Here is a 13,729-nt window from a genome sequence, read left to right on the forward strand (position 1 = left end):
AAATGGAAAAGCGTAGCAAAAATATCAATATGTTTCTCATGGATGGTGAAGTGACTGGAAAAATCAAATGTACTTTGTCAAATTGGACGGGAGTGATCTACAAAATTCCTCGTATTCAATTGGCAGACTTAAAGTCACGTGATGAGATGAAGCAAAGTGGTATTTATTTCTTATTTGGGCGCGATGATGATAGGCAAAAAGACGTGACGTATATTGGGCAAGCAACTACCCGAAAAAATGGTGAGGGAGTATTATTACGAGTTCAAGAACATACTCGTGATAGTCATGCAGATTATTTTAATGATGTCATTATTTTAACTACACAAAATAACTCTTTTGGGCCTACAGAAATTAGTTACTTGGAAAATAAATTTACCCAACTAGCTAAAGAATCTGGGCGCTTTATTGTAAAAAATAGTAATGAACCAAATTCTGGAAATGTAACTGAAGAAAAACAATCTGAGTTGGATGAGGTTGTAGAGAATACCTTGATGATAGTTGGTACTTTGGGATATCGAGTTTTTGTTCCTATGATTAAAAACTCAGAACAGCATTTTCTGATGATCATTCAACTTATCTGTATTTAAAACGAAAAACTAAGAAATCAAATAGAACTGTTGAAGCAATCTGTGAACGCACTTCGGAAGGTTTTGTAGTTTTGGAAGGAAGTCAAGTGGATGTGGTTGATTCATCTGTCATACCAGCAAGTCTAAAAGAACTACGTAGGGAGCTAATAAATTCAAACAGGATTAAAGATGGTGTTTTACAAGAAAAACAACTTTTCTCTAGCCCATCCTATGCAGCTGCTTTTGTTCTAGGAATGAATACGAATGGCCGAACTGACTGGAAAGATAAAGATGGCAAAACATTAAAAGAGTTAGAGGAATTAATAGACGGATAAGGAGATTATATGGAAACATGGCAAGAGTTAAAAGTTACAGTTAAGCGTGAGGGGGAGGAGCTGGTCTCTAATCTCTTGATTGAGCTAGGAGCGCAGGGTGTTGCGATTGAAGACAGCATGGACTATGTGGGAAATGTGGATCGTTTTGGTGAAATTTTCCCAGAGGTTGAACAGCAGGAAGAAATCGTGGTGACAGCCTACTACCCTGATACGGTTGATGTGGCAGTGGTTGAGGCAGATTTGCAGGCTCGTCTAGCAGAATTGATCGATTTTATGGATTTGGGAGATGTCAAGATGGGGACGACTGACTTGGCTGAGGAAGACTGGGCAGACAACTGGAAGAAATATTATGAACCCGCCCGTATTACTCATGATTTAACCATCGTGCCTTCGTGGACAGACTACGAGGCGACTGCTGGAGAAAAGATTATCAAGCTGGATCCTGGTATGGCCTTTGGGACTGGAACACATCCAACCACCAAGATGAGCCTTTTTGCCTTGGAGCAGGTTCTTCGTGGCGGAGAGACAGTGCTAGATGTGGGTACTGGTTCAGGGGTCCTTTCTATTGCCAGCTCACTTCTTGGCGCTAAGGAAATTTTCGCCTATGACCTGGATGATGTAGCGGTTCGCGTCGCTCAGGAAAATATTGAACTCAACCCTGGCATGGAAAACATCCACGTTGCTGCTGGAGATTTGCTTAAGGGTGTGGAGATTGAGGCAGATGTGATTGTGGCTAATATCTTGGCGGATATTCTCAGTCACCTGACAGAGGATGCTTATCGTTTGGTCAAGGATGAAGGCTACCTCATCATGAGTGGGATTATCAAGGACAAGTGGGACATGGTGCGCGAGTCGGCTGAGTCAGCTGGTTTTTTCCTTGAAATCCACATGATTCAAGGGGAATGGAATGCCTGTGTCTTTAAGAAAACCAAGGATATTTCAGGTGTGATTGGAGGCTAGCATGCAGCAGTATTTTGTCAAGGGCAATGCAGTCTCTCCTGTCACTATTGAGGACAAGGAAACCAGCAAGCATATGTTTCAGGTCATGCGCTTGAAAGAAGATGATGAGGTGACCTTGGTCTTTGATGATGGTATCAAGCGCTTGGCGCGCGTGCTGGATGTGGAAGCCCGTCAGTTTGAATTGGTCCAAGAATTGGCTGACAATGTCGAACTGCCAATCCAAGTGACTATCGCATCTGGCTTTCCCAAGGGAGACAAGCTCGAGTTTATCACTCAAAAAGTGACGGAACTGGGTGCCAGTCAAATCTGGGCCTTTCCTGCCGATTGGTCGGTCGCCAAGTGGGATGGCAAGAAATTGGGCAAGAAAGTCGAAAAACTAGAAAAAATCGCCCTTGGAGCAGCAGAACAAAGTAAACGTAATATCGTTCCACGTATCAAACTTTTTGAGAAAAAAGCAGATTTTCTAGCCCAGTTGGATCAGTTTGACTCTATCGTAGTGGCCTATGAAGAGTCGGCTAAAGAGGGAGAAACTGCTGCGTTTATCCAAGCAGTCTCTGGTCTTGAAAAAGGAGCCAAATTACTCTTTATTTTTGGTCCGGAAGGTGGTCTCTCACCTGCAGAAATTGAAAGTTTTGAAGCTAAAGGAGCCGTCTTAGCAGGCCTTGGACCTCGCATCTTGCGAGCAGAGACAGCGCCACTTTACGCCTTATCAGCTCTTAGTGTTTTAGTAGAATTAGAGAAATAAGAGGAAGAAAATGGAACAAAAACACCGTTCAGAATTTCCAGAAAAGGAACTTTGGGATTTAACTGCCCTATACCAAGACCGTGAGGATTTCTTGCGTGCAATCGAGAAAACGCGCGAAGATATCAACCAATTTAGCCGTGATTACAAAGGTAATCTTCACACTTTTGAGGATTTCGAGAAGGCCTTTGCGGAATTGGAGCAAATCTATATCCAGATGAGTCATATTGGCAATTATGGTTTTATGCCTCAGACGACAGACTATAGCAATGAAGATTTTGCTAATATCGCCCAAGCTGGGATGGAATTTGAAACAGATGCCAGTGTAGCTTTGACCTTCTTTGACGACGCCTTGGTGGCTGCAGACGAGGAAGTCTTGGACCGTTTGGGAGAATTGCCTCACTTGACGGCAGCCATTCGTCAAGCCAAAATCAAAAAAGCCCACTATCTAGGGGCTGATGTGGAGAAGGCTTTGACAAATCTGGGTGAAGTTTTCTACAGTCCACAGGACATTTATACTAAGATGCGAGCTGGGGACTTTGAAATGGCTGACTTTGAAGCCCATGGCAAGACCTACAAAAACAGCTTTGTGACCTATGAAAACTTCTACCAAAACCACGAAGACGCTGAGGTTCGTGAGAAATCGTTCCGTTCCTTTTCTGAAGGACTTCGTAAGCACCAAAATACAGCTGCGGCAGCCTACTTAGCTCAGGTTAAGTCTGAGAAATTGTTGGCAGATATGAAGGGCTACGATTCAGTCTTTGATTATCTTTTAGCTGAGCAAGAAGTGGACCGTGCCATGTTTGACCGTCAGATTGACCTCATTATGCAGGAATTTGCGCCAGTCGCTCAGAGATATCTCAAGCATGTTGCCAAGGTTAATGGTCTTGAAAAGATGACTTTTGCAGACTGGAAGCTAGACTTGGACAGTGCCCTCAATCCTGAAGTGACTATTGACGATGCCTATGATTTGGTCATGAAGTCAGTAGAACCTTTGGGGCAAGAATATTGTCAGGAAGTTGCGCGCTATCAAGAAGAACGCTGGGTGGACTTCGCTGCCAATAGTGGCAAGGATTCTGGCGGTTATGCGGCGGATCCATATCGCGTGCACCCTTATGTCCTCATGAGCTGGACAGGCCGTTTGAGCGATGTCTATACCTTGATTCATGAAATCGGGCATTCTGGTCAATTTATCTTTTCAGATAATCACCAAAGTTACTTCAATGCTCATATGTCGACCTACTATGTTGAAGCGCCATCAACCTTCAATGAATTGCTTCTTAGTGACTACTTGGAGCACCAGTCTGACGATCCGCGTCAAAAACGCTTTGCTCTTGCCCACCGCTTGACAGACACCTACTTCCATAATTTCATCACCCACCTCTTGGAAGCAGCCTTCCAGCGTAAGGTTTATACATTGATTGAAGAAGGGGAGACCTTTGGAGCAAGCAAGCTCAACAGCATTATGAAGGAAGTTTTGACAGATTTCTGGGGAGATGCTATTGAAATTGACGACGATGCGGCCTTGACTTGGATGCGCCAAGCTCACTATTACATGGGCTTGTATAGTTACACTTACTCTGCTGGTCTTGTCATCTCGACAGCTGGCTATCTCCATCTGAAACATTCAGAAACTGGAGCTAGAGACTGGCTCAATCTCCTTAAATCAGGTGGTAGCAAGACACCGCTTGAGTCAGCCATGATTATCGGTGCTGATATTTCAACAGACAAACCACTCCGTGATACCATTCAATTCTTGTCAGACACAGTTGACCAGATTATCGCCTACAGTGCTGAGTTGGGAGAGTAAAGATTGGACAGATTTTTAGGAGAATAATATGAATAGAATCAAAGAATGGCTAGAGCAAGATCCCAAAAGAATGCATTTTATCAAAATTGGTCTAGTTTTGTTGGGAATCATTTTATTGATTGCTTTGCCTACTCTCTATCTTGTTTTGAGCGGAGTTGGTATTTGGTATTTTGTAAAGAAATCGCCAGATATTCGAAAAAGAAATCTAATGATAGGGCTTTTCATTGTCAGTTTTGTTGCAGTTGCTCTTCAAACTCCGACAGTCACAAAGAAAATTTCATCTTCTCAGTCAGAAACTAAGCAGACTGCGACATCTACTACTTCGACAGCTTCAACCACAGATACTTCATCTAGTATAGAGGAAGCAAAACGAATCGAAGAAGAGAAAAAAGCTAAAGAAAAAGTAGAAGAAGAGAGAATTGCCAAAGAAAAAGCTGCAAAGGAGTTGCAAGAAAAAGGTGAAACCTTAGTCAAACAATTGGAAGACAGTCAAGATGCGAGTCAAGTGAAGTCTGCTAAAGAGACAGTTAATCAGATTGAAAATAATGATAAAAAGACAGAGTTGCTTGATAGAATAGGTGCAGTTGAGTCATTAATTTCTCAAAAGGAGGAAGAAAAAAGAGCTGCGCGTGAAGCTGAAACCAAAGCTCAACAGCAAGATAGAATTGTCTATGTTGCAGACCATGGGAAATCAAAAGTTTATTGGTATAGTAAGGATAGAATGCCTTCAAAAACGAATAAAGCCAACGTTGTTGAGATGACAGAAGCAGATGCGATTGCAGCAGGAAAACGTCCATCTAAAAAAGAATAAGACAGAAAGTTATCTTGGGCTGGTTTTTTGAACAGTTGCTAGAAATGTAGAGGTACTTGAGATGCGTAAAGAATTACAAAGAAAAGTGACAGAAGAAAAACCAAGCTATAGTCGAGAAGAAATTCAGTGGTTGCTCGAGCATTTGGGAGATCCCTCTCCAGAAATTCGAGACGAACTTGTTTTTACGAGTTTGGCTAGAGGGATTCAAGAAGAGTTGTTTTCCCTTGAGCAGTTTCAGTTTATCTCAGAAGAGGTCTCCTCTGATGAAGGTCTATACAAAGAGATTGATAGTAGAGGAGTTTCGGCTCTTAAACGTTCTTTTAGGGCACTTATTTATGCCAATCTTTTGTCTGCAGATGGAAACGAGCACTCTCTTTTCTATAAAGGTTTAAAAGCTGATATAAGAAATGCTATGCTGTCTCAAGGTTTGTATTACCTAAAAAAAGAAAAGGATACGACAGGTTTTTCAAGTCAGTATGGTTGGGTTCACGCATTTGCGCATGGGGCTGATCTCTTGACGGAAGTTATATGCCATCCTAGCTTTACAAAGTCAGATATAGCCGAAGCATTTGAAATCATTGGGAAAATCTTTAAACATGTTGAGATTCGTTTTACAAATGATGAAGATTGGCGGTTAGCCAGAGCGTTTTATCAACCAATCTTACGAGGGAAAATCGAACCTTCTCTCCTCACTGCTTGGCTGCAAACAGTCGAATTTCCCTTGAAAGAAGTAAATGATTTCCATAAATTTTCCAATTTCAGATCTTGTTTGCTGGAAATTTACCTTCAACTAGACTGTCATAAACTTTTACAAGATGAGTTAAAAGAAGCTATTCAATCTTTTCAATACTAGAGATTAACTGGTCATTTTATGATTTTCAAAAAACTTTCCAGTCAATTTTCTTGAAACCCTTTCCTTCTTTTGATAGACTGGTACATAGTTTTGAAAAAAAGGAGACTTATCATGAAAAAATTTGTTGCTGAATTAATCGGTACGTTCATGCTTGTGTTTATCGGAACAGGAGCTGTTGTTTTTGGGAATGGTGTTGAAGGTCTTGGACACCTTGGAATTGCTTTGGCATTTGGTTTGGCAATTGTGGTAGCAGCTTTCTCAATCGGAACTGTTTCAGGTGCTCACTTGAACCCAGCTGTTTCAATCGCTATGTTTGTAAACAAACGCTTGTCATCAAAAGACCTTGTCAACTATATCCTTGGACAAGTAGTTGGTGCTTTCCTTGCATCTGGATCTGTGTTCTTCCTCTTGACTAATTCAGGTATGTCAACTGCTAGTCTTGGAGAAAATGCCTTGGCAAACGGTGTCACTGTCTTTGGAGGTTTCTTGTTTGAAGTTATCGCAACTTTCTTGTTTGTCTTGGTTATCATGACTGTCACTTCAGCAAGCAAAGGTAATGGTGCGATTGCTGGTTTGGTCATCGGTTTGTCCTTGATGGCCATGATCCTTGTGGGCTTGAACATCACTGGACTTTCAGTAAACCCAGCTCGTAGCTTGGCTCCTGCTGTCTTGGTAGGTGGCGCAGCCCTTCAACAAGTATGGATTTTCATCCTTGCCCCAATCGTTGGTGGCGTTCTTGCAGCCCTTGTTGCGAAAAACTTCCTTGGAACAGAAGAATAATTGAAACTCAAAAAGCCTTGCTCCTCATCTTGAGGGACAGGGCTTTTTCGTATCTGTTTATACTCAATGAAGACCAAAGAGCAAACTAGGAAACTGGCCATAGGCTGCTCAAAACACTGATTTGAGGTTGTGGATAGAACTGACGAAGTCAGTAACATACCTACGGCAAGGCGACGTTGACGCGGTTTGAAGAGATTTTCGAAGAGTATTAGCGGTTGTCAATTTTCTCTGGATAGAGGTCATGTTGGAAGAGGCGTTGTTCTGCCAGGCCTTCATACTTGGTTCCAGGTCTACCGTAGTTGTAGTAAGGGTCAATTGAGATGCCGCCACGCGGAGTAAATTTTCCCCAGACTTCTAAATAGCGAGGGTCTAGCAAGTTGACCAAGTCTTTCCCGATGGTGTTGATACAGTTTTCGTGAAAATCTCCATGATTTCGGTAGCTAAAGAGGTAGAGTTTGAGGGATTTTGACTCGACACAGAGCTTGTCAGGAATGTAGGAAATATAAATGGTTGCAAAGTCTGGCTGAGCAGTGATTGGGCATAGCGAGGTAAATTCAGGGCAGTTGAATTTGATGAAATAGTCATTTTCCACATGACGATTGTCAAAAGATTCGAGGACTTCTGGTTGATAGTCAAAAATGTAGTTGGTTTCTTTGTTGCCCAGTAGGCTTAGGTTTTTCATTTCTTCTTGTTGTGACATGATTTTTTCTTTCTAATTTAAACACCACGTTGGTTGTCGTAGAGGAGGGTATGAAGTTGAGGAAGGACGCGGACATTGCCCCAGCTATCATCAGCGGCGACATGTTCCCAAAGTTCTTTGAGGCGGTCCAATTGGTTTTGGACAATATTGCCTGTAGCCTTGGGCTCAGGATTTCCTGCTGATAAGAAGAGGACATCTGGTTGGTAGCGCTTTTGAATCCCTTTAGCAAAGGCCAAATCGGCATCGTCAAAGACAGGGATTTTAAAGGTGACCTTGTCTGGATCTAGTTGGGAAACGATAAAGTCTAAGGTTTCGAAGTTGACTTCCATCTTGGATGAAGGAGGTTTGGGACTCAGAGTGACCTGGTCAATATCTTTTAACCAATTTTGCCAGCGGGAGCCTTGGGTCTCAACAGCCAGAGTGACACCACGTTCCTTGAGCTTAGTGACCAGTTCAGCCATGTTGGCTGCTAGGATAGCAGGATTTCCCCCAGACAGGGTAACGTAATCGTAGCTTCCTAGTTTATCCAAGGCAGCAATGACCTCGTCAGCTGTCATACGAGTGGGTTTTTCAGAACCATCCCAAGTAAAGGCAGAGTCGCACCAGTCGCAGTGGTAGTCACAACCAGCAGTGCGGACAAACATGGTTTTCTGTCCGATAGCACGACCTTCACCTTGAAAGGTTGGCCCGAAAATTTCAAGAACCGGTAGTTTGAGGACACGTTCCTTAGTCATCTAACCACTCCCGTCTAAACTCTGCAAAGGCAGTCGGAGTCTCATAGAGGCGAACGTATTCCAAACGGAGACCGCGCTCGTCCGGCAACTCTTGACTCATGGTTTGGAAAATCCAGTAAACCATATTTTCAGCAGTCGTGTTCATATAAGGCAGGGTTTCATTGAGATATCGATGATCCAAGTGGGGTTCTAAGTAGTTCTTGTAGATCGCTTTGATATCTCCGAAATCGTAGGTCATGCCCCGTTCATCTAAAAATCCACTGACAGCAATCTGCAGATGATAAGTGTGGCCGTGCAGGGATTTGCATTTTCCCTCATAGTGAAAGAGGTGGTGGGCAGCATCGAAGGTAAACTCTTTTGAAACTAAGGTTCTGTGAGGATTGTAGACAAGAGACTCCCCAGTCTCCTGTTTGATTTCTTTGGGTGCAAAAAACATTAGCCCTCTCCTTTCTGTGAGAGATAAACATCTAGTCCATGCTGGCGCAGGTGACAGGCTGGACAATCACCGCAGCCACTTCCGATAATCCCATTGTAGCAGGTCAAGGTCTTTTCACGAACATAGTCAAAGGCACCGAGTTGGTCGGCTAATTCCCATGTTTCAGCCTTATCTAGCCACATGAGAGGTGTTTGGATAACGAAGTCGTAATCCATGGCAAGGTTGAGAGTAACATTAAGGGATTTGACAAAGACATCCCGGCAGTCAGGGTAGCCTGAGAAATCTGTTTCGCAGACACCTGTCACGATGTCTTTAATGCCTCGTTGCTTGGCAAGAACTGCTGCAAAGGATAGAAAGAGGTGGTTGCGACCATCAACAAAAGTATTGGGAACCTCTCCTTCTTTTTGCTCGATTTCCATATCAGAGGTCAAGGCATTTTCAGTGATTTGTCCCAGCAGAGACATATCTAAGATGTGATGACGAACGCCTTGTTCCTTAGCGATTTCTTCAGCAACTTGAATTTCGAGATGATGGCGTTGGCCGTAGGCAAAGGTGACAGCTTCGACTGTTTCATAGTGTTTTTTGGCCCAAAAGAGGCAGGTTGTGGAATCTTGACCGCCACTAAAGACGACCAAGGCTGATTGACGTTTCATAGTACTCCTTCCAAAATGGGAAATGTTCAGAGCACGCAAAAAGCTCCCTTGAGGGGAGCTAAAAAATACCAAGTAGAGGTTTTTTTTAGCGATGGCATGTCCCAAACATCGTAATATTCTACCTACAGTCTAGCATATTTTTTGAAAAATGGCAAAGGGCAAGAAAAAAGAGACCAAATAAAGTACTTGGTCTCTCGTTTGATTAGCTCAATTCAGCAACGATGGCCTTGATTTGTTCTGCAGTATGAACACCTGCAACCTGTTTAACCACTTGGCCGTCTTTTTTGAAGAGAAGAGTTGGGATAGACATGATTCCAAAAGCACGAGCTGTGTTTGGATTTTCATCAACGTCCATTTTAACGATTTTCAAGACATCTTCTGAAAGTTCTTCAGACAATTTGTCCAAGATTGGACCTTGCATACGACATGGGCCACACCAAGTTGCCCAGAAGTCTACCAAGACCAAACCGTCTTTTGTTTCTTGTTCAAATGTTGCATCTGTAATTGCTTTTGCCATTGTATTTCTCCTTTTTTAGTTATATTGGCTTAAATCTTGTTTCATGAGATAGAAGAAGACATCTCCGTAAGTCCCATGGTAGTCCAAATCATGACCGTTATAGGTCAATTTTTGAACTGGGTAATAGTCTGCGATACCGATAAGGCAAGCTTGTTGAGAACGTTCAAAGTCTTCGTAAGACTCGAACGTCATGGTTCTCTCTTGTTTGCTGGTGTCTAGATAGGTAATTTCAATCATATTAAACTCCTTTGTTCAATCTTGACTTTATTGTACTCCTTGAAAAGAGGAATGTCAAGAAAAATGATTGCGCACGCAACTTTTTTAAAAATACTCATTAAGGCAAGAAATCAAGACTGGTTTCCAATCTTTCTTCGACGGCCTTTTGTAGATAAGCCAGGGTTGTTTGTCCCTCGTCAGTCAGACAGATAAAACTGGCCCGTCTATCCTGATCGCAACATCTGCGACTAAGCAAACCGCAGTTTTTCTCTTCTAATCTAGCCACCATTCGAGAAATAGCGCTTGAGCTGAGATGGAGCTTATCTGGCAGGTCAATTTGTCGTAGAGATTTTTCTTGGGTTAGATTCAGATAGTAGAGCAGGTAAAACTCTTTCAAGTTCAGCCTTTGTTCACTCTGCTGAGCAATAGTTTCTTCCAACAAGGCTTCCATTTCTTTTTGACGGCGATTGTAGTCAAACCATTTTTCTAAGTAGGTCATTGCTTTCTCCTTTCTTTTCAAAGTAAAAATCACAAAATCATTACTGATTATCTTTATAACACAAGATGATTGCGCATGCAATGATTATACTACTTTTAACTAATCCTTGCAAGAAAGAAGAATTTCAATATTTCCTTGAAATTTTCTGAAAAAAGAGTAAACTGGTATGCAAGAAGTTTATTTCATGGAGTTTAGGATGAAATTATATGTTCAATTAATGATTCTCTTTATGATTTCTCTAATCGGTGAGGGAATCTCCAGTTTCTTTCATCTGCCCATCCCAGGCAGTATTATCGGTTTGATTATTCTCTTTCTAGCCCTGCAGTTCAAGTGGCTAAGGACCAGGCATGTCAACATGGTCGGAAATTTCTTGCTGGCCAATATGACCATTCTCTTTTTGCCGCCAGCAGTGGGTATCATGGAAAAGTTTGATGTGATTGCCCCTTATCTTTTACCCATCGTCTTGATTGTCTTTTTTGCGGCTGTCATCAACATTATCCTCATCGCTCTAGTGGTTCAGTTTATCAAGAGACGATTTGAGGGAGATTATGAGAGAGGAGATGCCAAATGAGCGAATTTGTATCCAATCCTCTATTTGGGATTGCATTATCTATCTTAGCTTATCTAGTGGGGATCTTGATTTACAGACGTTTTCCCCATCCATTGACAACGCCCCTGCTTTTGTCAGCTATTTTTATCATTATTTTCCTTAAGGCGACGGGTATTTCTTATCAAGATTATTACCAAGGTGGGGTTTATCTGAACAACTTGATTGTCCCATCGACCGTGGCTTTAGGGATTCCGCTTTATAAGAGTTTTCACCTGATGAAGCATCATGCTCGGAGTATTCTCTTTGGTAGTCTGTTAGCAGTAGTTGTCAATACTTGTTTCACTGCCATAGTAGCGAAAATATTTGGCATGGACTTTTTCCTAGCCATTTCTCTCTTTCCCAAGTCAGTGACAACCGCCATGGCAGTGGGGATTACAGAAAAATTGCAAGGTTTAACAACTGTAACCTTGGTCGTAGTAGTAGCCACTGGGATCTTAACCAGTGTTATCGGACCAACCCTTTTGAAGTGGTTGAAAATTGATGATCCAGTAGCAGTTGGGCTTTCGCTTGGAGGAACAGGTCACGCAGTCGGAACGGGAACAGCCTTTCGATACGGTTCTGTAGCAGGAGCCATGGGTGGCTTGGCTATCGGTGTCACCGGTATACTCTACGTATTTGTCAGCCCCATCGTAGCCAGTTTGATCTTGAGTTAAAGAAAAACCCAGCTTTCTAGCTGGGCATTTTTTATTGCAAATTAACCTTGTTTTTCAAGATGTAGTAGGTTCCGAGATAGTAGATAGCTGATAAAAAGAGATCGCGCAAGATTTCTGTACCAGCCATCACGTTAAAGTCATTGTCAACTCTTAAGAAGAGAGAAACATAACCAATGACGATGGCAATGACGATATAGGCTAAAATTCCCATAGCTGTTCGATATTCGTTAAAGAGTTGTCCGATAGAGATGGAGAGGTAAATAGATAAAATCCATGTGATTGACCCGACAAATAGTGATAGGGCATACAGCCAGCCGTAGCTGAGGTAAGGGGAAATGAAGTTATAGAGGGCAGTGAAGTCTTTTTCTATTGGTGTTAAGAAGAAGATAATCAATACACTCAAGATAAAGACGATATAGCTTAAGATGGACCAGACAAGACCACCTAAAAGTTTTGCGATGATGATTTGGTGCTCAGAGACAGGCAAGGTCAAGGTCAAGTACCCTTGGCGGTCATAAACACTCCCCTTGAATCTTCGGATGATTAAAAAGATTGTTGCAATCCAAAGAGTGACGCTGAGTCCTCCAAAGACTAGTACTAAAAAGAAGATGAAATAAGCAGCATTGTTAGGATTGTAACTCTGGCTAAGACTGCTAATAAAAGCTCCAATCAAAACTGAAATTGCAAGTACAGCACCGTAGAGTGCCAGATACCATTTATTGACATTTTTAAATTCATAACGAACTAGATTCCAAAACATAATAATCTCCTTTGCTTAGGCTTTAAATTCCTGGCGGAAGAGCTGGTCAATTGATTCACCTGACTCGTAACGAATATCATCAACATTTCCTTGGCGGACGACTTTTCCGTCTTTGAGGAAGATGATCTCATCCAAGATTGGCTCAATATCTGAAATCAAGTGGGTTGAAATCAGTACCGTAGAGGTTGGGGAGTAGTTATTGATGATGGTATTGAGGATATAATCACGGGCAGCTGGATCCACGCCTCCGATTGGTTCGTCCAGAACGTATAGGCGGGCTTCACGGCTCATAACCAGGATGAGTTGGACCTTTTCCTTGTTCCCTTTTGATAGTTTCTTTAGGCGACTGTTTTCATCAATACCGAGATCGGCTAAAAGGTGTTGGGCTCTTTCAAGATTGAAATCCTGATAGAAGGTTTTAAAGTAAGTCAGGGCTTCCTTGACCTTCATCTGTTCATTGAGATAAGTCGTATCTGGTAGATAGGATACGATCGCCTTGGTAGCAGGACTTGGATCCTGTTCGTTAATGAGAACACGTCCTTTGTCTGGCTGAAGGAGGCCATTGATCAGTTTGATCAAGGTTGTTTTTCCGGATCCATTTGGTCCAAGGAGCCCGACAATTTTTCCAGCTGAAATCTCTAGTGAGATATTGTCAAGTGCCGCAGTTGCTCCATATGATTTTGATACATTTTCAAGTGCTAGTAGTGTCATAGTCTTAAACTCCTTTAATATAGTCGCTTAATACATTTGGCAGTTCTTCTTTTTTGTAGCCAAATTGAAGCATGCAAGAGACGAAGTGTTGCAGTTGCTCCTCGGAAAGTTGTTTGCGGGACTGAACGATGAGGTCCAAATCCTCGGTGACAAAACGACCAGTTGTTCGTTTGCTATAAACGAATCCTTCACGTTCAAGGTCAGACAAGGCGCGCTGAATGGTATTGGGATTGACACCAGCCTCGCTCGCCAAATCTCTCACAGTAGGGAGCTGTTGGTTGGGTTCCAGTTCATGGGAAACAATCTGTAGTTTGATTTTTTCCATAATCTGTAAATAAATGGGTTTTGTATTATCAAATGACCAGGACATCATAGTCTCCTTT

The 13,729-nt window shown here is 42.3% G+C and carries 18 protein-coding genes and 1 pseudogene; 9 read left to right on the forward strand and 10 right to left on the reverse strand.

Going from position 1 to position 13,729, the window contains the following annotated elements; all coding sequences use genetic code 11:
* Positions 1-2 precede the first annotated feature (2 nt).
* The 7 genes and pseudogenes from ACVX3R_RS02415 to ACVX3R_RS02445 all read left to right on the forward strand — a co-directional run bounded on the left by ACVX3R_RS02415 (position 3) and on the right by ACVX3R_RS02445 (position 6,857).
* Positions 3-901, forward strand: a pseudogene (locus ACVX3R_RS02415) (GIY-YIG nuclease family protein).
* A gap of 9 nt (positions 902-910) precedes the next feature.
* Positions 911-1,861: a 50S ribosomal protein L11 methyltransferase gene (prmA, locus tag ACVX3R_RS02420; protein WP_458795321.1), complete on the forward strand. Its 951-nt coding sequence runs from the start codon at positions 911-913 to the stop codon at positions 1,859-1,861.
* A 1-nt stretch (position 1,862) separates the two neighbouring features.
* Positions 1,863-2,606: a 16S rRNA (uracil(1498)-N(3))-methyltransferase gene (locus ACVX3R_RS02425; protein ID WP_458795322.1), complete on the forward strand. Its 744-nt coding sequence runs from the start codon at positions 1,863-1,865 to the stop codon at positions 2,604-2,606.
* Positions 2,607-2,616: 10 nt separating this feature from the next.
* Positions 2,617-4,413, forward strand: a complete 1,797-nt coding sequence (pepF, locus tag ACVX3R_RS02430; protein ID WP_458795323.1) for an oligoendopeptidase F — start codon at positions 2,617-2,619, stop codon at positions 4,411-4,413.
* Positions 4,414-4,441: 28 nt separating this feature from the next.
* Positions 4,442-5,224 carry a deoxyribonuclease gene (locus tag ACVX3R_RS02435; RefSeq protein WP_458795324.1) on the forward strand — a complete coding sequence of 261 codons (783 nt, stop codon included), beginning with the start codon at positions 4,442-4,444 and terminating at the stop codon, positions 5,222-5,224.
* A 61-nt stretch (positions 5,225-5,285) separates the two neighbouring features.
* On the forward strand, positions 5,286-6,077 hold the full coding sequence (locus ACVX3R_RS02440) for a DUF2785 domain-containing protein (RefSeq protein ID WP_458795325.1): 792 nt from the start codon (positions 5,286-5,288) through the stop codon (positions 6,075-6,077).
* Positions 6,078-6,188: 111 nt separating this feature from the next.
* On the forward strand, positions 6,189-6,857 hold the full coding sequence (locus ACVX3R_RS02445; RefSeq protein ID WP_458795326.1) for an MIP/aquaporin family protein: 669 nt from the start codon (positions 6,189-6,191) through the stop codon (positions 6,855-6,857).
* 208 nt (positions 6,858-7,065) lie between these two features.
* On the opposite strand, the gene queF is transcribed toward ACVX3R_RS02445, so the two are convergent.
* From queF to ACVX3R_RS02480, 7 genes are all read right to left on the reverse strand, one after another.
* A complete protein-coding gene (gene queF / locus ACVX3R_RS02450; RefSeq protein WP_000082582.1) occupies positions 7,066-7,557 on the reverse strand; it encodes a preQ(1) synthase in 492 nt (163 codons plus the stop codon).
* A gap of 17 nt (positions 7,558-7,574) precedes the next feature.
* On the reverse strand, positions 7,575-8,291 hold the full coding sequence (gene queE / locus ACVX3R_RS02455; protein WP_458795327.1) for a 7-carboxy-7-deazaguanine synthase QueE: 717 nt from the start codon (positions 8,289-8,291) through the stop codon (positions 7,575-7,577).
* On the reverse strand, positions 8,284-8,727 hold the full coding sequence (gene queD, locus ACVX3R_RS02460; protein ID WP_000464575.1) for a 6-carboxytetrahydropterin synthase QueD: 444 nt from the start codon (positions 8,725-8,727) through the stop codon (positions 8,284-8,286). Before queD ends, queE begins: the two co-directional genes overlap by 8 nt.
* Positions 8,727-9,380 (reverse strand): 7-cyano-7-deazaguanine synthase QueC, encoded by a 654-nt coding sequence (queC, locus tag ACVX3R_RS02465; protein WP_458795328.1) that lies wholly within the window; start codon positions 9,378-9,380, stop codon positions 8,727-8,729. Before queC ends, queD begins: the two co-directional genes overlap by 1 nt.
* Positions 9,381-9,582: 202 nt before the next feature.
* A complete protein-coding gene (gene trxA, locus ACVX3R_RS02470) occupies positions 9,583-9,897 on the reverse strand; it encodes a thioredoxin (protein ID WP_001029581.1) in 315 nt (104 codons plus the stop codon).
* Positions 9,898-9,912: 15 nt separating this feature from the next.
* A complete protein-coding gene (locus ACVX3R_RS02475) occupies positions 9,913-10,134 on the reverse strand; it encodes a DUF4649 family protein (RefSeq protein WP_270748330.1) in 222 nt (73 codons plus the stop codon).
* Positions 10,135-10,231: 97 nt separating this feature from the next.
* Entirely contained in the window at positions 10,232-10,612 is a 381-nt protein-coding gene (locus ACVX3R_RS02480) for a MarR family winged helix-turn-helix transcriptional regulator (RefSeq protein ID WP_458795329.1), read from the reverse strand.
* A gap of 196 nt (positions 10,613-10,808) precedes the next feature.
* On the opposite strand from ACVX3R_RS02480, the gene ACVX3R_RS02485 reads away from it, so the two are divergent.
* Positions 10,809-11,183, forward strand: a complete 375-nt coding sequence (locus tag ACVX3R_RS02485) for a CidA/LrgA family protein (protein ID WP_458795330.1) — start codon at positions 10,809-10,811, stop codon at positions 11,181-11,183.
* A complete protein-coding gene (locus ACVX3R_RS02490) occupies positions 11,180-11,875 on the forward strand; it encodes an LrgB family protein (RefSeq protein WP_458795331.1) in 696 nt (231 codons plus the stop codon). Before ACVX3R_RS02485 ends, ACVX3R_RS02490 begins: the two co-directional genes overlap by 4 nt.
* Positions 11,876-11,906: 31 nt before the next feature.
* On the opposite strand, the gene ACVX3R_RS02495 is transcribed toward ACVX3R_RS02490, so the two are convergent.
* Genes ACVX3R_RS02495 through ACVX3R_RS02505 form a run of 3 tightly spaced genes read right to left on the reverse strand, consistent with a single transcriptional unit; the run spans position 11,907 to position 13,716 of the window.
* Positions 11,907-12,635 carry a hypothetical protein gene (locus tag ACVX3R_RS02495; protein WP_458795332.1) on the reverse strand — a complete coding sequence of 243 codons (729 nt, stop codon included), beginning with the start codon at positions 12,633-12,635 and terminating at the stop codon, positions 11,907-11,909.
* 15 nt (positions 12,636-12,650) lie between these two features.
* A complete protein-coding gene (locus tag ACVX3R_RS02500; RefSeq protein WP_458795333.1) occupies positions 12,651-13,346 on the reverse strand; it encodes an ABC transporter ATP-binding protein in 696 nt (231 codons plus the stop codon).
* Between the two features lie 4 nt (positions 13,347-13,350).
* Entirely contained in the window at positions 13,351-13,716 is a 366-nt protein-coding gene (locus tag ACVX3R_RS02505; protein ID WP_049537140.1) for a GntR family transcriptional regulator, read from the reverse strand.
* Positions 13,717-13,729 lie beyond the last annotated feature (13 nt).

The sequence above is a fragment of the Streptococcus sp. 517s genome (assembly GCF_054445985.1).